The sequence below is a fragment of the Neptuniibacter sp. QD57_21 genome, assembly GCF_047778075.1.
In the GTDB taxonomy this organism is placed as follows: domain Bacteria; phylum Pseudomonadota; class Gammaproteobacteria; order Pseudomonadales; family Balneatricaceae; genus Neptuniibacter.
Window position 1 is genome coordinate 675,607 of the sequence record NZ_CP180549.1, and the last position, 20,394, is coordinate 696,000.

Annotated in this window: 19 protein-coding genes and 1 tRNA gene; 4 read left to right on the forward strand and 16 right to left on the reverse strand. The window is 44.5% G+C overall.

Annotated elements, in window-relative coordinates; genetic code table 11:
• The first annotated feature begins 162 nt into the window (after positions 1 to 162).
• Complete coding sequence (locus tag ACMXYS_RS02840; RefSeq protein ID WP_415897520.1) at positions 163 to 2,115, forward strand: polysaccharide biosynthesis protein; 1,953 nt, start codon at positions 163 to 165, stop codon at positions 2,113 to 2,115.
• Between the two features lie 4 nt (positions 2,116 to 2,119).
• Here ACMXYS_RS02840 and ACMXYS_RS02845 read toward each other — a convergent pair whose 3' ends face one another.
• The 6 genes from ACMXYS_RS02845 to rpsU form a co-directional block, all read right to left on the reverse strand.
• Positions 2,120 to 2,800: a Wzz/FepE/Etk N-terminal domain-containing protein gene (locus ACMXYS_RS02845; RefSeq protein WP_415897521.1), complete on the reverse strand. Its 681-nt coding sequence runs from the start codon at positions 2,798 to 2,800 to the stop codon at positions 2,120 to 2,122.
• Positions 2,801 to 3,295: 495 nt separating this feature from the next.
• A tRNA-Ile gene (locus tag ACMXYS_RS02850) sits at positions 3,296 to 3,372 on the reverse strand.
• 65 nt (positions 3,373 to 3,437) lie between these two features.
• Positions 3,438 to 5,252: an RNA polymerase sigma factor RpoD gene (gene rpoD / locus ACMXYS_RS02855; protein WP_415883485.1), complete on the reverse strand. Its 1,815-nt coding sequence runs from the start codon at positions 5,250 to 5,252 to the stop codon at positions 3,438 to 3,440.
• A 244-nt stretch (positions 5,253 to 5,496) separates the two neighbouring features.
• Complete coding sequence (dnaG, locus tag ACMXYS_RS02860; protein ID WP_415897522.1) at positions 5,497 to 7,431, reverse strand: DNA primase; 1,935 nt, start codon at positions 7,429 to 7,431, stop codon at positions 5,497 to 5,499.
• A gap of 33 nt (positions 7,432 to 7,464) precedes the next feature.
• Positions 7,465 to 7,914, reverse strand: coding sequence for a GatB/YqeY domain-containing protein (locus tag ACMXYS_RS02865; RefSeq protein ID WP_415883488.1), 450 nt, complete (start codon positions 7,912 to 7,914; stop codon positions 7,465 to 7,467).
• A gap of 38 nt (positions 7,915 to 7,952) precedes the next feature.
• Positions 7,953 to 8,168, reverse strand: a complete 216-nt coding sequence (gene rpsU / locus ACMXYS_RS02870) for a 30S ribosomal protein S21 (protein WP_275814767.1) — start codon at positions 8,166 to 8,168, stop codon at positions 7,953 to 7,955.
• Between the two features lie 200 nt (positions 8,169 to 8,368).
• Between rpsU and tsaD the strand changes: the two genes are divergently transcribed.
• A complete protein-coding gene (tsaD, locus tag ACMXYS_RS02875; protein WP_415897523.1) occupies positions 8,369 to 9,397 on the forward strand; it encodes a tRNA (adenosine(37)-N6)-threonylcarbamoyltransferase complex transferase subunit TsaD in 1,029 nt (342 codons plus the stop codon).
• Here the strand turns inward: tsaD and plsY are convergent.
• Entirely contained in the window at positions 9,394 to 9,981 is a 588-nt protein-coding gene (gene plsY, locus ACMXYS_RS02880) for a glycerol-3-phosphate 1-O-acyltransferase PlsY (protein WP_415897524.1), read from the reverse strand. The genes tsaD and plsY overlap by 4 nt on opposite strands.
• 20 nt (positions 9,982 to 10,001) lie before the next feature.
• Between plsY and folB the strand changes: the two genes are divergently transcribed.
• Positions 10,002 to 10,358 (forward strand): dihydroneopterin aldolase, encoded by a 357-nt coding sequence (gene folB, locus ACMXYS_RS02885; RefSeq protein ID WP_415897525.1) that lies wholly within the window; start codon positions 10,002 to 10,004, stop codon positions 10,356 to 10,358.
• A 1-nt stretch (position 10,359) separates the two neighbouring features.
• A complete protein-coding gene (gene folK / locus ACMXYS_RS02890) occupies positions 10,360 to 10,899 on the forward strand; it encodes a 2-amino-4-hydroxy-6-hydroxymethyldihydropteridine diphosphokinase (RefSeq protein ID WP_415897526.1) in 540 nt (179 codons plus the stop codon).
• On the opposite strand, the gene ACMXYS_RS02895 is transcribed toward folK, so the two are convergent.
• The 9 genes from ACMXYS_RS02895 to ACMXYS_RS02935 are packed head-to-tail and all read right to left on the reverse strand — an operon-like array spanning position 10,889 to position 20,303.
• A complete protein-coding gene (locus tag ACMXYS_RS02895; protein WP_415897527.1) occupies positions 10,889 to 11,638 on the reverse strand; it encodes a pteridine reductase in 750 nt (249 codons plus the stop codon). The genes folK and ACMXYS_RS02895 overlap by 11 nt on opposite strands.
• Before the next feature lie 10 nt (positions 11,639 to 11,648).
• Complete coding sequence (locus tag ACMXYS_RS02900) at positions 11,649 to 12,740, reverse strand: hypothetical protein (RefSeq protein ID WP_415897528.1); 1,092 nt, start codon at positions 12,738 to 12,740, stop codon at positions 11,649 to 11,651.
• Positions 12,740 to 13,060, reverse strand: a complete 321-nt coding sequence (gene glpE, locus ACMXYS_RS02905) for a thiosulfate sulfurtransferase GlpE (RefSeq protein WP_415897529.1) — start codon at positions 13,058 to 13,060, stop codon at positions 12,740 to 12,742. Before glpE ends, ACMXYS_RS02900 begins: the two co-directional genes overlap by 1 nt.
• A gap of 6 nt (positions 13,061 to 13,066) precedes the next feature.
• On the reverse strand, positions 13,067 to 13,927 hold the full coding sequence (locus tag ACMXYS_RS02910) for a symmetrical bis(5'-nucleosyl)-tetraphosphatase (protein ID WP_415897530.1): 861 nt from the start codon (positions 13,925 to 13,927) through the stop codon (positions 13,067 to 13,069).
• A 15-nt stretch (positions 13,928 to 13,942) separates the two neighbouring features.
• A complete protein-coding gene (apaG, locus tag ACMXYS_RS02915) occupies positions 13,943 to 14,329 on the reverse strand; it encodes a Co2+/Mg2+ efflux protein ApaG (RefSeq protein WP_415886989.1) in 387 nt (128 codons plus the stop codon).
• A gap of 11 nt (positions 14,330 to 14,340) precedes the next feature.
• Positions 14,341 to 15,147 carry a 16S rRNA (adenine(1518)-N(6)/adenine(1519)-N(6))-dimethyltransferase RsmA gene (gene rsmA, locus ACMXYS_RS02920; protein WP_415890307.1) on the reverse strand — a complete coding sequence of 269 codons (807 nt, stop codon included), beginning with the start codon at positions 15,145 to 15,147 and terminating at the stop codon, positions 14,341 to 14,343.
• Positions 15,148 to 15,150: 3 nt separating this feature from the next.
• Entirely contained in the window at positions 15,151 to 16,149 is a 999-nt protein-coding gene (gene pdxA, locus ACMXYS_RS02925) for a 4-hydroxythreonine-4-phosphate dehydrogenase PdxA (RefSeq protein ID WP_415897531.1), read from the reverse strand.
• A 4-nt stretch (positions 16,150 to 16,153) separates the two neighbouring features.
• A complete protein-coding gene (locus tag ACMXYS_RS02930; RefSeq protein WP_415897532.1) occupies positions 16,154 to 17,452 on the reverse strand; it encodes a peptidylprolyl isomerase in 1,299 nt (432 codons plus the stop codon).
• Positions 17,442 to 20,303: an LPS-assembly protein LptD gene (locus ACMXYS_RS02935; RefSeq protein WP_415897533.1), complete on the reverse strand. Its 2,862-nt coding sequence runs from the start codon at positions 20,301 to 20,303 to the stop codon at positions 17,442 to 17,444. Before ACMXYS_RS02935 ends, ACMXYS_RS02930 begins: the two co-directional genes overlap by 11 nt.
• Positions 20,304 to 20,394: the final 91 nt, after the last annotated feature.

Below are 20,394 nucleotides of genomic sequence, written 5' to 3' on the forward strand. Positions count from 1 at the left end.
ATTTGTCTCGTTGTAATTGTCTTTAGTCTTACCTTAATCTATACCCGTTTTGGCATAGTCATTTGTTTAGGCGTTCGTTTGAGATACTGTTAGAATTGATCGATACTTAATCAACATCTTCCATTTATTTTGATACTCAATTAAATAGGCATAAGTTCCATTATGGATGAATACATCTCAAAGGCTGCTGCAGGCCCTCATTTGCGTTTATTAGGGCTAGGTCGTAATGCTAAGAAGATGATTATGGTCTTGGCTGATTTGGTCGTTTTGCCTTTGGCTCTTTGGTCTGGTTATGCTCTTCGCTTATCAGATTGGTGGCCAGCCTCTTATTTACAAGAGGCGTGGATGCTGTTTGTATCTGTTCCTTTTGTTGGTGTCTTTATTTTCATGAGATTGGGTCTCTATCGAGCAGTTGTTAGGTTCATGGGGGCTCAAGCTATTTTGGCTGTTTGTAAGGGTGTGTTTACCTTGGCTCTACTGCTTTGGGGCTGCGCTATGCTTATTGATGTGAAGCCATTCCCGAGGTCTGTTCCAATAATTTTTGCTTTAGCTGCTTTAGTTTATGTGGGGGGGAGTCGTCTATTAATTAGGAATTATTATCATTGGCTACTCCGGCATTATGTCGAAAAAGAGCCGGTCTTGATATATGGGGCTGGAGGCTCAGGTATTCAACTTGCTACGGCATTGCATGGTGGTGCAGAGTTTCTACCTGTGGGTTATTTGGATGACAATAAGGAGCTGTGGAATAGTACGGTTAATGGCTTGCCGGTTCACCCGCCTACGGCTTTACAGAAATTGATTGATGATCAAGCAATTAGTTATGTTTTATTGGCTTTGCCGTCCATTAGTCGGTCTAAAAGACGGGATATATTGGAATCATTGGTCGATTACAGTGTGCATGTAAAAACCATTCCTAACATGTGCGATCTGATTTCTGGAGAGGCTGTTGATAATCTTCGTGAAGTGGAGCTTGAAGATCTTTTAGGACGTGATGCTGTACCTCCTAACGAGATTTTAATTAGTCGCTGTATTGCAGGGAAAAATGTTTTTGTAAGTGGCGCTGGAGGCTCTATTGGTTCTGAAATATGCCGTCAGGTTATTCAGAATAAGCCGAGATCATTAGTGTTATATGAAATTAGTGAATTTGCTCTTTACTCCATTGAGAAAGAATTATGTGAAGCGATGCAGACTTCTGGTTTGAATATCCCTGTTTTTCCAGTGCTTGGTAGTGTTTGTGACGAAAAAAGAGTTAATAGGCTTTTAGGTCATTTTGATATCGAAACTATTTATCATGCGGCAGCGTATAAACATGTACCAATGGTTGAGCACAATATTATAGAAGGTGTTCGTAATAATGTATTTGGCACTAAGGTGCTGGCTGAAGCAGCCCATCGGAAAGGAGTAGATCACTTTGTACTTATCTCTACTGATAAAGCTGTAAGGCCAACTAATGTAATGGGCGCTACCAAGCGCTTAGCGGAGCTGGTGCTTCAAAATATGGCTTCGGTTGAAAGTAGTACAACTTTTTCAATGGTTAGGTTTGGAAATGTTCTTGGCTCTTCGGGTTCGGTAGTGCCTCTTTTTCGTCAGCAGATTATCGACGGCGGGCCTCTAACTGTAACGCACCCAGAAATTACAAGATTTTTTATGACTATACCAGAGGCTGCTTCTTTGGTTATTCAGGCTGGTTCAATGGCTGAGGGCTCAGATGTCTTTGTACTTGATATGGGGCAATCAGTAAAAATAGTTGAATTGGCTCATAGGCTTATTAAATTAATGGGCCTTGAGGTTAAAAGCTCTTTAAATCCAAACGGTATTGAAATTGCTTTTAGTGGTCTTCGTCCTGGTGAGAAGCTTTATGAGGAATTGCTGATAGGAGATAAAGTTGTTGGTACGGAGCATCCTAAAATATTGCGCGCGCAAGAAGAAAGTATTGATCCTTTAGTTTTGCAAGAGGCGTTAAAAGTTCTTAATCATGCTATTGAGTTAGATGATGGTGTTAAAGCGAGAAGTACTTTGCAAAAAGTCATTGCTGGTTTTGAGCCTTCTTCTCCTGTTGTGGATTGGTTGTTGAAAGATACGGAGCACAAGGGTAAGCATACCCCTGTGCATTGATTTTTTAATGACCTTTAAGGGATTTCCGTTTTCGTATTGAGCTGCGTAACAAAATATAAAAAATCCCTACTATGGCAGCGATACAGGCAGATAGTGAAATAATTAATGAGGCTTTTGGCGATACTTTTGATATTCGTGGTTTATTAAATTGTATTGCGTTGGAGCCTCGCTCAATTGCTTTTATTATTCTTGCTGCGTGTAAATAATTAGTCGCTACTCGTTCTGTTCTTAGTATCTCTTTATTTAGTTTGTTTTGAATAAGATGTTGCTCGTTTCTTGCTTCGTCTAAAATCGCTGTATTGATTCTTGATTCAATAGCTTTAACGATGTTGATGTACTCACTAGAGCTTTTAGGGTTGGTTGATATTAGCGAAACGGTATTGCTCTTTTTGTGCTTTATCCACCCTCCAGTAAATTCTCCCATTACCCACTTGCTTGATGCTTCTTTGAGGCATTTTCGGTCAGTGTTGCAATTTTGCTGATCGCTAACTGAATTTAGAATAGGGGTGTAGGAAACGGTAATTCGATATTGCTTGGTTGCCATTTGAGTGTAGGCAAAGCCGAGAAGCAATGAAGCGATAATCAAAATAATCAATATCCATTTTCCTTGCCATATATCCTGGCCTAATTCTATTAGGTCGATTTCATTCCTTGAATCAGTTTGATCATAGGGCTTTATTTGCATTTACGGGCTCCAGGGTAATAGGAAGCATAACTTAGTGTGGGGGTTGAATGGCGATAGAGCCAAGATTACTAAGGTGCTTGAGTTTCTGAGGGGATTTTCATGTCTTGAGACTAATTTGTCAATTTTAGACCTTTTGGATTGCGATATATCTAAAAACTTTGTTTCTAGAGATGGAATATTCTGAGGTGTGCTTATGCTTATTTTAATGATAGATCGCTAGGGGATGATGGCTTTTTAGGTGCTGTAATTTTGGTTTACTAGGCTGTTGTATCTATATGTTATGAATATCTTTAGGCTCTATCTACATTCAGGAATTTGTTGCGTTTGTTCTAACGGCCCCTTATATGGTCTGAATTCTAGACTAAATGTATTTGAAAAAGGGGGGGGGCGATCTTGGAGGGAGGTGACGGTTTTTTATAACTTGGCGTCAGTTGATCCGAACAGCCTATCTTATTTTATCAATAAGTGAGTTATTTATTGGTTTGAAATATAAAGTGGTGGGCCTAGCAGGACTCGAACCTGCGACCGATCGATTATGAGTCGAGCGCTCTAACCAACTGAGCTATAGGCCCTAAGGAGGGTGCCCATAATACCGATATGGTTTCATGGGCACAAGAGTTTGATTTAAAAGAATTTACTATTCGTCTAAGAAGCCGCGTAGGTGTTCAGAGCGGCTTGGGTGACGTAGTTTGCGCAGTGCTTTAGCTTCGATCTGACGGATACGTTCACGTGTTACGTCGAACTGTTTACCCACTTCTTCAAGTGTGTGGTCCGTATTCATCTCTATGCCGAAGCGCATACGAAGTACTTTGGATTCGCGTACTGTTAAGCCTGCTAGTACTTCACGGGTCGCTTCACGCAGACCTTCGCCTGTTGCTGAATCAACAGGGGAGGAAATGGTTACGTCTTCAATGAAATCGCCCAAGCTTGAGTCTTCATCATCACCGATTGGTGTTTCCATGGAGATCGGCTCTTTAGCAATTTTAAGTACTTTGCGAACTTTGTCTTCAGGCATTTCCATGCGTTCAGCAAGTTCTTCAGGTGTAGCTTCGCGTCCCATTTCCTGAAGCATCTGGCGAGAGATACGGTTCAGTTTGTTGATCGTTTCGATCATATGTACTGGGATACGGATTGTACGTGCTTGGTCGGCAATCGATCGTGTAATTGCTTGTCGAATCCACCATGTAGCGTAAGTTGAGAATTTATAGCCGCGGCGGTATTCAAACTTATCAACAGCTTTCATCAAGCCGATGTTGCCTTCCTGGATAAGATCTAGGAACTGTAGGCCGCGGTTTGTGTATTTCTTAGCGATAGAGATTACAAGACGCAGGTTGGCTTCAACCATCTCTTTCTTAGCGCGACGTGCTCGAGCTTCACCGATCGACATGCGACGGTTAACTTCTTTGATCTCAGCTAGGCTGATACCAGTAGTAATCTCTGCTTGGATAAGTTTCTTTTGAGCACGTTTAAGCTCAATTAAATTGGTTTTGATCGCACGAGAGTAATCAGAACCGGAATCGATAACTTCTTTAAACCAATCAGGGTTTGTTTCGTTACCAGGGAATTCTTTGATAAACGTCTTACGTGGCATTTTTGCACGTTGTGTGCAGATGCGCATGATAGTACGTTCTTGTTTACGAATGTCGTCGATAGTATCGCGAACTTGCCCAACAATCGCTTCGTAATAGCGTGGAGATAATTTGATCGGAGCAAAAGCTTCGCTTAGAAGTACTTGAGTATCGCCAAACTCTTTGCTGTCACGGCCTTGTTTCTCTAAGGCTAGGTGAAGTGCGTCAAAGTGTTCTTTGATTAGACCGAAGCGACGAGCAGCTTCTTCTGGGTCTGGGCCTTTTTCTTTTTCTTCGTCTTCGTCATCTTCGTCTTCTATTTCTGCATCTGGATCAGTGATAGTTGCAGCAGGTATTTCTTCATCATCGTCTGCATCAATATAACCGCTGAAAATATCGCTTAGGCGACCTTCCTCTTCAACGGTTAATTTGTAAGCTTCAAGGATGGCATCAACTGTACCAGGGAAGCAGGCTACGGCAGACATTACTTCACGTAGACCTTCTTCAATGCGTTTAGCAATGCTGATCTCGCCTTCGCGAGTTAGCAGCTCAACAGTACCCATTTCACGCATATACATGCGTACTGGATCGGTTGTACGGCCAGCATCTGATTCTACTGCGGCTAGTGCGGCAACGGCCTCTTCGTCGGCATCATCAGCTGAATCACCTTCGGTCATCAGTAGTGTTTCAGCATCGGGTGCTTCTTCAGACACGGAAATACCCATGTCATTGATCATGCGGATGATATCTTCAACCTGATCTGGATCGGCAATATCCTGCGGAAGGTGGTCATTTACCTCAGAGTAGGTTAGGTAACCCTGCTCTTTACCGCGGGCGATCAATTCCTTAAGGCGAGACTGCTGTTGCTGAGAAGTATCGGACATAGGACCCTGACTAGAAAAAGTGGATGAAAATCGAGCAGGCCATTATAGCGATGTAGTTAACAACATGCTAGGGAAAAGGCTGTGCAAGCTAGAGACTGTCATCTGTTAAAAATAGACTGTTTTTCAGCGACTTGCCGAAAATTCAGTAGTTAATGTAGCAATATATGGTGTCTGATGGTTTGTTTTTCAAGGGCGGGATGTACTGAAACTCTAATAAGGCCTGATAAGAGCTAAATTTGGACGTTTAGGCCTTGCTGGTTGTCTTTAGTTGATTAAGTTGTTGCATAGATTCAACTAGTTTTATTTTCTCTTCTTTGGAAAGGGTGTGCTTCTTCTGTAAAAGGGAAATCTCTTGTTCTAATGCCTTTAGTGTTAGACCATGCTGAGCATCTTTAAGGTAGGCTCGGGCGATCTCTTCGGAGGTGATTTCTAAAGAGGTAGAGATTTCATAAAGTTCAACGATCGTTTGCGAAAGGGTTTCATCTTCACGCCAATCGACAACCAATTGTCCAAGTGATGCTGTTGGGTTTTGTTTGTAATAGCTAACTAACTGAGCCAAAAGCTGAGAATTTACGTCTGTGTTGCTCTTGAGTGCTTCAGGAAATTGGTGCTCTGACGCCAGTTGTGGATAGTGAAGTAATAGGGCGATCAGTTTCTGTTCGAAAGATAGTTCGCTGCTATTATTGCGAAGGCTGCGAAATTGTTTCTTCCTTGGTTGGTATTGGGTGCTTTCATGGCTATGGGCCTCGTAGCTATGACCTTCGTTGCTATAATCGGCATAGTCGTAGGGTTGCGAATCTTCATAGTTTGACGATTCAGAGTAGTCGTACTCTGAAACTGCAGCGGGGGCTGGTGTATGTGTTTGTACTGACTCGTGAAAGTTAACCGTAGTTTGTATCTGTTCAAGCGAAAGGTTGGTTAATTCACAGATTCGGTCGAGCATCATCTGCTGCAACAAACTCGGTTTCATTGAGTTTATAGCAGGTAGTACTTCTGTGCTGAATCTAGCACGACCATCCATGCTGTTTAGATCAGCTTGTTCAGAGTGGCTATTAAAGAAAAACTCGGAAAGCGGTAAAGCGCTATCTAGTCGCTCCGTGAAGGCGAGAGTTCCTTCTTGGCGTACTAGGCTGTCCGGATCTTCGCCGTCAGGTAAGAAGAGAAAGCGGGCTTCTTTTCCATCTTCGATAACCGGAAGTGTTGTTTTTAGTGCACGCATCGCTGCTTCTCGCCCGGCATTATCACCATCGAAGCAGAATATAACTTCAGGAACGAGTTTAAATAGTCTTTCTAAGTGTTGCGCAGTTGTTGCTGTACCTAGTGTTGCTACAGCATAGTGAATGCCAAACTGTGCGAGGCCAACTACATCCATATAGCCTTCAACAATGATTAAGCGTTCAAGCTTGTTGCTGTGCTTACGTGCTTCATAAAGCCCGTAAAGTTCTCTGCTCTTATGGAAGGTCGGGGTTTCGGGGGAGTTTAAGTATTTTGGTTTGTCATCGCCCAGTACGCGCCCACCAAAACCTATTGTACGGCCTCTTTGATCCCGAATCGGGAACATTATTCGATTGCGAAAGCGATCATAATGGCTATCACGATCTTCGTTGTGTATCAGTAACCCTGCTTCTTCTAGTAGCTTTTGATCTGCATCGCTTTTGCCTAGGTGCTTAAGAATGTTATCCCAGCCAGAAGGGGCGAAGCCGATCGAAAATGCTTTGGCTGCTTGGCCTGTCAATCCTCTAGTTTGCAGATAGTTGACAGCATCTTGTCGCGTGTTGTGGCTTTTAAGCTGATCTTCATAAAACTGAGCGGCTTTAGCTAATAGATCGTATAGCTTTTTAAGTTGCTGTTCTTTTTCGCGCTGTTGGGGATTGTCATTTTTAGGGACTTCCATGCCCGCGGTTTTGGCGAGTTCTTCAACAGCTTCAGGGAAATTTAGATTTTCGTATTCCATTAAAAAGCTAATGGCATTTCCGCCTGCGCCGCAGCCGAAGCAGTAATAGAACTGTTTTTCTTGGTTGGCGCTAAAAGAAGGTGTTTTCTCTTTATGGAACGGACAGAGGCCTGAGTAGTTTTTTCCAGCGCGCTTTAGTTTTTGGACGCGGCCATCTAGCACATCAATAATATTGATGCGGGCAAGCAGGTCGTCAATAAAGCTTTGGGGTATACGTCCGGCCATTATCGTTGCAGCTGAAAAGGTCTCAGCGGCAGTTTAACTGGATAATTGAGACTTGACGAGTTTGGATACTGTTCCCATATCGGCGCGACCTTGGATTTGAGGTTTAAGGATTCCCATAACCTTGCCCATGTCTTGCATGGATTGTGCGCCGGATTGCTCTGCAGCTTGTTTTACGAGGTCTGTAATTTCCTCATCAGTTAGCGGTTGCGGCAGGAAAGTTTTAATCACCTCCAGCTCCTGTCGCTCAGCATCTGCAAGATCCATGCGTGCCGCTTCTTCAAATTGCGAAATCGAGTCACGGCGCTGCTTAGACATTTTGTCTAGCACCGCCAGTACTCTAGTGTCATCCAGTTCAATGCGTTCATCTACTTCGATGCGCTTTAGTTCGGCTAGCATCATGCGAATAGTTTTTAGGCGCTCTTTTTCTTTAGCGCGCATTGCAGCTTTCATCTCATTAGTGATTTGCTGCTTCAACTCTGACATGACTAACCTTCCTCTGGATGGGATCTAAATCGCGTGGATTAGTATAGGCGAACGCGACGAGCGTTTTCGCGAGATACTTTTTTAGCGTGACGTTTTACAGCTGCTGCTGCTTTACGCTTACGAACAGAAGTTGGCTTCTCGTAAAATTCGCGACGACGAACTTCAGCTAGAATACCTGCTTTTTCGCAAGAACGTTTGAAACGACGCAGAGCTACATCAAATGGCTCGTTTTCTTTAACTTTTACAGCTGGCATGTTTGAACAAACCTTAAATTGTTTAGTTAATCCACAAAATTATCTTGCCAAAAAACAGACGGTTTTATGGCAAGGCGCAAAATTCTATTCGTTTCACATAGTGAAGTAAAGCAGATAATCGGTTTGTTGGGTATTTTCGGTGCAGGTTTTGAGGGGGGCAGGTATAATAGCCCTCATCATGTTAGTGAAGTGAGTGAACGATGCGCGTACTGGGGATTGAAACCTCTTGTGATGAAACAGGAGTGGCAATTTATGACAGTGAAAAGGGTCTACTTGGTGATGCTTTATATAGTCAGGTGAAAATGCACGCTGAGTACGGTGGTGTAGTGCCGGAATTGGCTTCCCGTGACCATGTACGTAAGTTGCTGCCTTTATTGGATGAGACTTTTGCCAAAGCTGGCCTTCAAAAAGGAGATGTAGATGCTGTTGCTTATACATCCGGACCAGGCCTTATCGGAGCATTAATGGTCGGCGCTTCAACAGGTCGAGCTATTGCACTGGCATGGGGAAAGCCCGCAATAGGTGTGCATCATATGGAAGGTCATCTGCTCGCGCCTATGCTTGAAGAGAGTCCTCCCGAATTTCCGTTTGTAGCGTTGCTCGTTTCTGGCGGTCATACTCAGCTCGTTCGTGTTGATGGTATTGGGCAATACGAGCTATTAGGTGAGTCTTTAGATGATGCTGCGGGTGAGGCATTTGATAAGGCCGCTAAAATGCTGGGTTTGGATTACCCTGGTGGGCCACTCATTGCCAAACACGCACAGCTAGGTGATCGTCAGCGTTTTCGCTTTCCTCGTCCAATGACTGATCGACCTGGTATGGATTTTAGCTTTTCTGGCTTAAAAACATTTACATTGAATACTGCAAACGATCATCGAGATGCTGAAGGTAAGATTGATGATCAAACGGTGTGTGATATTGCGGCTGCGTTTGAAGAAGCGGTAGTGGATACTTTAGCAATCAAATGTCGCCGTGCTTTGCAGGCTACAGGCTTTAAGCAACTGGTCATAGCGGGCGGTGTAAGTGCTAATCAGCGATTACGAGAGCGCTTAGAAGTGATGGTTGAGAAAGAACGCTCAGAGCTCTTTTATGCGCGGCCTGAGTTTTGTACAGATAATGGTGCCATGATTGCTTTTGCAGGTTGTCAGCGATTACTAGCAGGGCAGCAAAGTGACCTAGTTATTACGACTAAGCCGCGCTGGCCTTTGGATACGCTAGATTCTATTTAAAGCCTAGGTTCTTCGCCGTTTAGTAATTTTTTAATGTTTTTTCGGTGGCTATAAAGAAGTAATAGGCAAAGAGTTGTTAGAAGAAGTGAATGGCTTGGAGCTATTATCCAAGTGAATACTGGAGTTATTAGCGCTGCGGCAATTGAGGCGAGAGAGGATATCTTGCTAATCGTTACTGCAATCACCCAGATGATCAACTGTATCAGTGCGATGGGCCAATAAAGTGCGATGCAAGCACCAAATGCTGTTGCTACGCCTTTGCCGCCTTTTAATGGCGAAAAAATAGGGAATATATGTCCGGCAACTACGGCTAATAAACAGTAGGAAAGCTCTGTTTGTGAGATCTGTAGGAGTTTTCCAAAGGCTAGCGCTGCTAGGCCTTTGCTAATATCGCCAAGTAAAGTAAGTATGGCTGCTTTTCTTGAGCCAATTCTGAGTACGTTAGTTGCACCAGGGTTGCCGGAACCTCTTTGTCGGGGGTCTGGAAGATCGAGAGCACGACAAACTAACACTGCTGTGGGAATAGAACCCAGCATGTATGCTAGAAAAATTAGCCCGAAGGCCATTGTTGCCGATTCGGTCATTCGATATCCAAAGGTTGAGTATGGATTTAGTTTACATTCGAGAGCTAGAAGTTGAAACGGTTATAGGTATCTATGATTGGGAAAGAGAGATTCGTCAACGAGTAAATCTAGATTTGGATATGGGGACTGATATACGTCAGGCAGCAAATACAGAGGATGTGGATAATACGCTTAACTATAAAACAGTTTCCGATCGATTGATTGAATTTATAGAGCAAAGTGAATTTCAGTTGGTTGAAACGATGGCTGAGCAGATTGCTGAGATCGTGATGACAGAATTTGGTGTGAAATGGCTTCGTTTACGTTTAGGTAAGCCGGGAGCGGTACCGCAGGCAAAAGATGTTGGTGTCATCATCGAGCGTGGAGTTCGTGGTTAAGATGGCTCAAGTTTATGTCAGTATCGGCAGTAATATCGATAGAGATCATTATATCTCGCAAGCGCTAGATGCTTTGCATAAGCATTTTGGCGGGCTGAGTATATCCAGCGTTTACGAAAGTGAAGCGGTAGGGTTTGTTGGAGATAACTTCTATAACCTAGTTGCTGGTTTTGTTACTGATTTGCCATTAGTTGAACTATCTCCGTTACTGAAAAAGATAGAAGATGAAAATGGTCGTTGTCGCAAAGGACCAAAATTTAGTGGTCGTACCTTAGATATCGATATTCTTACCTATGATGATTTAGTTGGCATACACTATGGGGTGCAATTACCTCGAGGTGAAATTACTAAGAATGCTTTTGTTTTGTGGCCTTTAGCTGAGATAGCAGCAGATGTGGCTCACCCTGCAATAGGTACGACGTATTTAGAAATGTGGTCGAGCTATGATAAGGCTCGGCAGAAGTTGTGGTCAATCGACTTTCAATGGCAAGGCCGATCATTACCTTGCGTGTTTGAGGCTTTAGATAGCGCTAGTGGCTGAATAAGGATTTTCCGCCATCTACCGCGAGCACTTGGCCGGTAATATATTCTGCAGAAGCAAGAAATACGATTGCTTGGGCTAAGTCTTCCGGTGAGCCGATACGCTGTAGTAGTGTTTTATCCAAAATGCTTTGTTTTTGATCTTCTTCTAATTCTTGTTCTGGCCATAAAATTGCGCCGGGTGAAACTCCGTTAACTCTTACCTCGGGTGCTAATTCCTTAGCCAAAGACTTGGTCATCATCTCTAACCCCGCTTTTGCAATTGAATAAATAGGGTATCCAGGCAGTCCGCGTTGCGAGTGGATATCGATCATGTTGATAATGCAGCCATAGTTTTGGCGAAGTAATTTGCTTAGCGAGGCTGTTAGAAAGTAGGGGGCACGAAGATTGGAATTGATTAAGTCGTCCCACTGCTTCTGAGTGCTTTGTTCGATTGGTGTTGGGTAGAAGGATGAAGCGTTATTAACCAGTAAGTCGAGTTGTCCGAGCTTTGATTTTACATCTTCAGCTAATTGTTCAACTTGTTCCATGCAGTTTAGGTCTGCAGAAAAGATAAAAGCACTGTTCGGGCGTAAATGGTTTAGCTTTTCTTGTAGTGCTTCGGCTGCTTTAGCTGAGGATCGGTAGTGAATGGCTACAGTATATCCTGCTGCATGAAGTGTTGAGGCTGTTGTTGCGCCAACCCTGCGTGCACCGCCAGTTATCAGTGCCACTTTTGTTGCAGTAGTGTTGGTGCTCATTAGCTGTCCTTCAGTGATCTTGGTTGCATATATCGAGACGTAGACGCTGTATCTCTTTGCCCAGTTCGGGTCCTTTAAAACCTTGCTTGATCAGGTTGGCAGGCTGAATTTGGTTAATAGAATCTAATATTGCAGCTAGCGATTGATAGTTAGGTTCTGGGTGCAGAGCATCTACGCAGATCAAGAGCTTATTTTGGCGCTGTGGTCGGCGAATCAGGTCAAGGGCTTGGATAGTCTGCAGTTTGTCTTCTGCAGATAACTTATCGAATTGACTAAGGTTTTTGTGCTGTTGTTGGCACTGTGAAGCCAGCTCTTTTACTGATTTTTGCGTTCTTAATCGATCGCAAAAAGCGGTCAGCACTATCTCATTATCCAGAGCGGTCAAGCAGGCAAACCGGCAATCAGCATCCTTAGCTGTTTGTGTTGAGCGAATAAAGTTTGTAACCCAGTCTGGTTTCGATATTGCATTTTTTAGCTCAGGAAGAACTTTTTGTATCGCTTCTGTTTTTTGGAGTAGTTCTAAAAATACCCATGGAGAAGGTTCGGTTAATGCGCGTTCGAACTCTTTCCATACCCTTTCAGGGGTCAGGTGTTCTAACTCATCGCCTTTAGCTAACTCCCTCATTAATGCTAAGGTTTCATCAGCTACGCTAAACCCTAGATGATGGTAGCGCGCGGCAAAACGTGCCACACGTAAAACACGCAGAGGGTCCTCTGAAAATGCCGGGGATACATGGCGTAAGATTTTTTGCTTTAAATCTTCCTGGCCCTTGTAGGGGTCATGGATTGTTCCTTGAACGTCCATTGCCATGGCATTAATGGTTAGATCTCGGCGTAGAAGGTCTTCTTCCAAAGTGATTGCTTTATCGGCGTTATATTCAAAACCGGTATAGCCTTTGCCTGATTTTCTTTCTGTTCGCGCTAGTGCATATTCTTCACCCGATTGGGGGTGAATAAACACGGGGAAATCTTGACCTACAGGTTGAAAGCCTTGTTCTATCATCTCTTCAGGGCTGGAACCTACAACCACCCAGTCTTTATCGTAGACAGGGAAATCTAATAGCTTATCTCTAACTGCGCCGCCCACTAAATAGATCTTCATTAAGCTATTTCACACAGGTCTGGTTGTTCTACGCGCCATACCTCAAAACCACCATTGATGCTATAGACTTCATCAAAGCCTTGTTCAACTAAGAATTGAGCGGCTTGTTGACTGCTTATGCCGTGATAGCAGCATACGAGTAGAGGCTTATCCATGTCGGCTGCAGCTATATAGTCATGTAGATTTTCATTACTAAGATTGTAAGACCCACTAATGTGGCCCTGGGCAAAACTATTAGGATCTCGAATGTCGGCAACCTGAGCACCGTCTTTGATCAACGCTGCTGCTTTTGGCGAATCTATACACTCAAATTGACTCATAAAAAGTTACCTGTTGCTTAAATAAGTTGATGTCGGAGGAGGTTTGGGTTTGTTGCTCTGAGCGGGAATGCTAAAAAGTTGCTGATCTTCTAGGCGAAGGGCGGTTAATTTGTTGCCCCAAACGCAGCCTGTATCAAGTGCAAAGACATGCTCAGCATCAGCATTACCTTCTAAAGCTGCCCAGTGGCCAAATAGAATACGGATATCGTTTTCTGCTGGATCTTTCCGTGGTGCTTTAAACCAAGGCTGGTAGCCTTCGGGTTGTGAAGCAAGTGAGCCTTTGGCTGAGAAATCTAATTGCCCTTCAGGGCTGCAAAAGCGCATTCGTGTTAGATAGTTCGTAATCAGGCGTAAGCGTTCCCAGCCACTTAAGTCAGAACTCCATAGATCGGGTTTGTTGCCATACATGTGGTTGAAAAAAGTTTTGGCTTGGTCGCTTTGCAGAATTTTTTCTACTTCTTTTGCGCGTTTGCGGGCTTTACGAATAGTCCAGCAAGGCGGAATACCTGCGTGAACCATTACCACGTTAAGTGATTTGTCATGCGCGATTAGCTTTTGCTTACTTAGCCAATCCATTAGCTCAATACGGTCTGGTGCTTCTAATATTTCATCCAGGGTATCGCTGCGTTTGCAGGTTGTTGCTCCATAGTGGACGGCGAGCAGGTGTAAATCATGATTGCCCAAGACGCAGGTTGCTTGTTCGCCTAAATCGCGAAGGAATCTCAGGGTTTCTAGCGATTTAGGCCCGCGATTAACGAGGTCTCCAGCGATCCATAAGTGATCGCTGCTAGTAAAGTTAATAGTTCTAAGTAGGGCCTGTAGTTCGTCGTAGCACCCTTGGATATCGCCAATCGCATAGGTCGCCATACTGGTTGCCTGTGTTTAGTGCAGTGCGTTAGGTCTTGCTAGAGTGAATGCTGCAATAGGTGCTTTAAATTGAGTGCCTTCATCGGTGCTCATTTCATAGTGGCCTTGCATGCTGCCAACGCTGGTGGCTAATACTGCGCCACTTGTGTAGGTGTAACTTGATTCAGGGTCAATCACAGGTTGTTCGCCAACAACGCCTTCGCCCTGAACTTCTTGAATATGCTGGTTGCCATCGGTAATTAGCCAGTGGCGGTTAAGAAGCTGGACCGGCATATCATTATGATTGGTGATCGTAATTTTGTAAGAAAAAACAAAACGTTTGCTATCAGGATCAGATTGTTGGGCCAGATAATTGGTTTCTACGTCGATATTGACGTTGTTACCTAGGTCGATAGTTTCCATAAATGCTCTATTTAACCTTTCTGATCTGTAAGGTAGTTACTAATGCGTACGAAATCTGAGACAGGAAGTCTTTCAGGACGTAAGCCCGGATCTATGCCAATCTCTTCTAGGGCATCTGCAGTCAGTAAAGGCTTTAGATTGTTACGTAATGTTTTACGGCGCATATTGAATGCCGTGCGTACAACGGTTTCAAATTGTGAAACATCTTTGGCTACGTGCGGTAACTCACGGTAAGGTGTGAGTCTAATGATCGCTGAGTCTACTTTAGGAGCGGGGTTAAATGCGCCTGGAGGTACGACAAACAGTGACTCAACTTTGCAGTAGTACTGCGCCATGATGCCTAATCGACCGTAATTGTTTTCGCCTGGTCCAGCAGCCATGCGATCAACTACCTCTTTTTGCAGCATGAAGTGCATATCTTCCACTTGTTCAGCGTGGCTTAGTAGATGGAAAATTAGCTGAGTAGAGATGTTATATGGAAGGTTGCCTACAATACGCAGTCTCTTTTCTCCTTTTTGTAACTGGGAGAAATCAAACTTCATCGCGTCCGCTTCATGAATGCGGAATTTGTCGCCGTAGTTGAAGAATTTGGTGCGTAAGATTGGAGGAAGATCTCTATCCAGCTCAATCGCATCAAGTTCACCTGCTTCGCTAAGCAGCTCTTCTGTCAGTGCGCCTAAGCCTGGGCCAATCTCTACTAATTGATCTGATTCATGAGGTGCAATAGATCGAATAATACGACGAATCACGCCGTGATCGTGCAAAAAGTTTTGCCCGAAACGCTTGCGGGCTTTGTGTGCTACTGGTTTTTTAGTCATGAATTAGTTCGTAGTTTGATTGCGGTGGGTAGCCATGATGCCAGCGTATTCAATCGCGGTCATCAGGCTGCCTGAGTCGGCAGTTCCAGTTCCGGCAAGATCCAATGCAGTACCATGATCTACCGAGGTGCGAATAATAGGCATGCCAAGCGTAATATTCACAGCTTTGCCAAAGCCTTTGTATTTTAGCACTGGAAGGCCTTGGTCGTGGTACATGGCTAGCACGGCATCTGCTTTAGCAAGGTGCTTGTCTGTGAATAGTGTATCAGCTGGCCAAGGGCCACTGAGAGTTATGCCTTTTGCTCTGAGTTTATCTAGTGTAGGTTCTATGACTTCAATTTCTTCGCGACCTAAGTGGCCGCCTTCGCCAGCATGAGGGTTGAGACCGGTGACTAGGATGTTGGGCTGTTCGATGCCAAAGCTATTTACTAGGTCGTGATGTAATACCTCTATTACTTCAGTGAGTAATTTGGGTGTAATCGCATCGGCAATGTCACGCAGGGGAAGGTGGGTTGTTGCTAGTGCAACTTTCAATCCTTCCGTTGCTAGCATCATGACGACTTTATTGGTTTCTGTTAGTGCTTCAAGAAATTCGGTGTGGCCGCTAAAAGGAATGCCAGCATCATTAATAATGCCTTTATGCACAGGAGCTGTGATCAAAGCGTCACAAGTTCCATTGAGGCAGGCTTGTGTCGCTAGTGTTAGGGTTTCCAGAACATAAGGTGCGTTATCACAATTAAGCTCACCAGGAATCGCTTCAGCTTTTAGTGAAATCGGAACTACCTTTAGAGTTCTTGCGGGCGTAGGCGACGGCGGAAGCTCTGGGTCGAACTGTTCAATCGATATTGGCAGTTGCAGTTGTTCCGCGCGTTTGCGCAGTAGTTCAGGATCTGCAAATGCAATCAGTTCATGGTTATGGCCCTGTTGCGCAATTTGAATGCACAGGTCGGGGCCAATGCCAGAGGGCTCACCGGGGGTGATTGCTAATCTATTGATACCCAAGCAATCACTCCTTAATGTCGACGTAGGCCTGAGAGCGGATCTCGCGTAACCAGTTAGTTAATTCTTCGTTGTACTTGCGCTTGCGGATAGCTGCGCGAGCCTGATTCTCTTGCATCTGAGCGCCGAGATCTTCTGTGCGCGTATCTAGGACCGTCAAAATATGCCAGCCAAAGCGTGATTCAAAAGGAACGGATACTTGCCCAATACCAGTATTGTTCATCACTTGTTCGAATTCTGGCACCATTTGGCCGTCCTGCGTCCAGCCTAAAGAGCCGCCTTCAGAGCCACTTGCCGGGTCGTCACTATACTCTTTGGCTAATGTGGCAAACTCTTCGCCAGATTGTATGCGTTGGTACAACTGGGTTATTTGGCGTTTGGCCTGCTCAGATGTGCGAATCTCACTTGGCTTAAGCAAAATGTGACTTACTAAACGCTGAGGCACTAGTTGTACGGCACCCCCGCGCTTATCTTTCGCCAATAGGATATGGAAGCCACTTGGGGATCTGACTGGTTTGCTGAATTCGCTAGGAGACAGTTTACGGATCGCATTGCCTAGTACTTCAGGTAGTTCGTTTACTTTTCTCCAGCCTAAATCACCGCCTTTAAGAGCATTAGGGGCATCGGAAAACTCTACGGCCATTTCAGCAAAATCGGCGCCGGAATTTAGCTTTTTGAAGACCTCATTGGCTTCGCGCTCCGCTTTCTGAATCGCCTCAGGGGATGCTTGGGATGGCGTAGCAAGAAGAATGTGTCCGAGGAGATACTCTGCTGAAGTCTGTTCCTGGCCGCTAGCTGAGTTTAGGAAATTTTCTAGTTCCTGCTCGGATACGCGGATTCTTCGGTTAACAAGGTTTTGCTGTACATTGGAGATCAGCATCTCGTTGCGGATCTGCTCTCGAGCTTGATTATAATCTCGACCTTCGGCAATTAGAGCATCGCGGAATTGATCTAAAGTAAGGCTGTTCTGAGCAGCGATCCGTGCAATAGCTGCATCAAGCTGCCCTTCTGTTACTCGAATGCCTTGTCTGGCAGCTAATTGCTTTTGGATGCTGTCGATAATCAGGCGGTTTAAAACCTGTTTATGTAAAATGTGTTCCGGCGGTAGTTTGGTATTGCGGGCGCTTAGTTGCTCTTTAACTATAGCGGTGCGCTGTGCCAATTCACTTTGCATAATAATGCCATCATTCACGACAGCGGCAACACGATCCAGCGGGATTTCCGCAGCCAGTGTTGCTTGCGAAGTTGGAATCAGTAGTCCGAAAACTGCTGCAGAAAATAGTATCTTGCGGAGCTTATTTGTCATTGTGCTCTTCACGCTCTTCATAACCAATGATGTCATTAAGGAAGCTATTGCTACCACTACCAAATGATCCAAGCCCTTTTAGGGTGAAATTCAGGAACATGCCTGTGTCGTAGTTGTCTCTATCATCTAGCCAGCGACGTCCTGCGAAGCTGACTTTCCAGCAGCAGCTTTCGTATTCAAGGCCTAACGCTGATTCTAGATTGTCGTTATCTTCAATGTCGTGTAACCAGCGACCCATAGCAGTCCAGCTGTTACTTAAAGGCCAGATGAAAGATAGATCTGTCTGCTTACGTTTGTCTTCTTCGTAACGGTAACTGAAGTCGAACCGATGATCTAGGTCGCTGTTATAGCGAAGGCGAAGGTTTGATTCAGTATTGCTGAAATCGTTGTTATCTAAGATAGCATCAAAGCTGGCGCGGAAGTGCTGGTTTAGATACCAAACGGCTTCTGTCGCAATATCACTCTGACCTTCAGTGGAGTCAGACGAGTCTGGATTTAGTTGTATTCTGCGGTCAGATAAGTAGTAGGCTTGACCAATGCTTAGACTGGCTTTTGCATTGCCGTCTTGTCCGTAAAACCGGCTAGCAAGTCCAAGCGAAATCTGCTTTGCATCTCCAATTCTATCTTTGCCGCTAAAGCGATTATGGCGGAAAAGGGAGTTGTAGCTAAAATCAGGTTCTGATGTGTCGAAGTCAGGAATTTCATCCTGATCTTCTTCTGGAACGTATAAGCCGTAAATTCGTGGCTCTAAGGTTTGTGTGCCGCCGCTATTAAGTGATCTTTCGAAAATTACAGTGCTATCGAGGCTAAGGATAGGTACATTAACACTTGGACTCTCACCTAAGCTAGATAGCTGATTATCTAGGCTATAACTACTGCTCCATAGTGATAGCTCAGGTTTAACATAGCCCCAAGGCGCTTGCCATAGATAATTGATGGTCGGCATGACGAAGCGACGGTCACCTATAATTCGATCGCGACCAGTTAACCCTGATAAATCTCTATCAAATTTTGTATATTCTGCAATGTATTTGAATTCACCTGCTTCCCCAAATTCACTTTCTCCTTTTAGAGTAAGTTGAGGAAGGCGTTTGTATGGCGATTTGCTGTTCTTATCTATGGTTTGATAGTCGTGAACTCGTGCTCTAAAGCTCCAGTTCTTTTGGCTATATGTAATGTCTGCGCGTTGGGTTAGATGATTTTGGCGTCGTACTTCTAAATTAGTGTCAAGATCCTCGAAGTAGTCTTCATCGCTCACAGCGTTGTAGGTAATATTTGTACGCCAATTGTCTAGCGGGGTTCCTCTGTGCTTGACGCCTAGAAGCCACCTGTCGTCATTTGCAGCCTTGTCATTTGGTAGGTATGCGGTATTTAGGATGTTGCTAGACCACTGATTCATATAACGGAACTCATTTTCTAGCAATAGTCCCCGATCTGACATATACCGTGTAGTGAGGGTGTCATCCATGTTTGGTGCAATATTAAAATAATATGGCACAGATAGATCTAAGCCACCATCGGTGCTGTAGCCTATGCTTGGATAAAGAAATCCAGATTTACGGCGATCATCGATCGGAAATGTAAAGTAAGGTGTGTAAAATACAGGTACACCGCCTATACGGATAATGGTATCTTCTGCTTCGCCAATACCTTCGTTTTGATTCAATACAATACTGTTGGCTTCAAGTTTCCATGCATCACTGAAAGGAGGGCAGTATGTATAATCACCATTTTCAATACGTAAACGTTCGTCTTCTAGGCGGATGACCCGATCAGCAGAGCCTCGTAACCCGTCTTCGTGGAATACGTATTGAGCATTATTGAAAATGGCTTCTGAGTTGCCAGTGTCTATCTGCGCGCTATCACTTAGCATTAAGAGTCCAGTTTCTCTGAACTTAACGTTACCTTCTAAGCGAGCTTTATTTGTAACTTGGTCTAATTCTGCAGAGCTGGCACTGAGTCGGCGCCCGCCTTGACGCATAGTCACACCACCCTGCAAGCGACTCAGTCCACCGATAATTGTAGATGACTGGTCTGCTTCCAAGTAGAGCGGAGGGTTTTCTAAGTGTTCATCACCTGCAATTGGGTAACTAGGTTCTATATAACGCCCAGCACATTGTTGGCCTTGCGGATTTCTATAATACGCCCAATCCAAGTGCGAATATGGGTTTTCGGTATTATACAGTGGTTCAGATGAGCCACTACGTTGCTGTGATTGAGGAAGGCTAAGCGCGTGTATGTTGACTTTGTAACAATCCCAATCGCCGCTTGGGCTCGTGCCACACTGCCATTCGCTTCCAATCACTTCGGCTGTTTGTATAGGCTGGTGAGTAATGACAGCTGGAGCGGTGGTTTGTACGTCCGTTTGCACAGTCGTTTCAATAGCTAGCTGAGGTTGCTGCTGTGCTTGTTCGATCTCATCGTTACAGAGCCATTCACCATTTGTCCCTGCAACACAGTCCCAAACACCGTTGTTAGTAGCTTTGGCTTTTACGCTTGAGCGGGTTTGAGTTGTAACAGGTGCCGAAACAACGTTTTTTTGCCTAACCCGAGGGATCGGCACGGCTTGAGCGGGTGTTGTTGTTTTAATTTCAACAGGCGTAGTTTCAGAGCTAGGTGTTGATGAAACAGGCTGTTGAGCAACTGATTCCTGAGGCGTTTGTTTGGCCGCTTCCGTTTGATTAACCAGCTCTTCATTCACAGAGCAATCCCATTCGCCATCGTTGGTCATGCTGCAACTCCAAGCCATCTCTTGTTCAGATGGTTTGTTTTCTGCAGTCGCATAGCTAGATACTAATGCAGCACTAATGGCTAACGTTAGTGTATATGTCGATCGTTTGGCGAAGGGCATCAAATACTAAATCCGTTTCAGCGGTTCCGAAGAATTCGGTTGTGGCCGAACCTCAGTGAAATTAAGCATAAGGGGCAGAATGATAAATCAT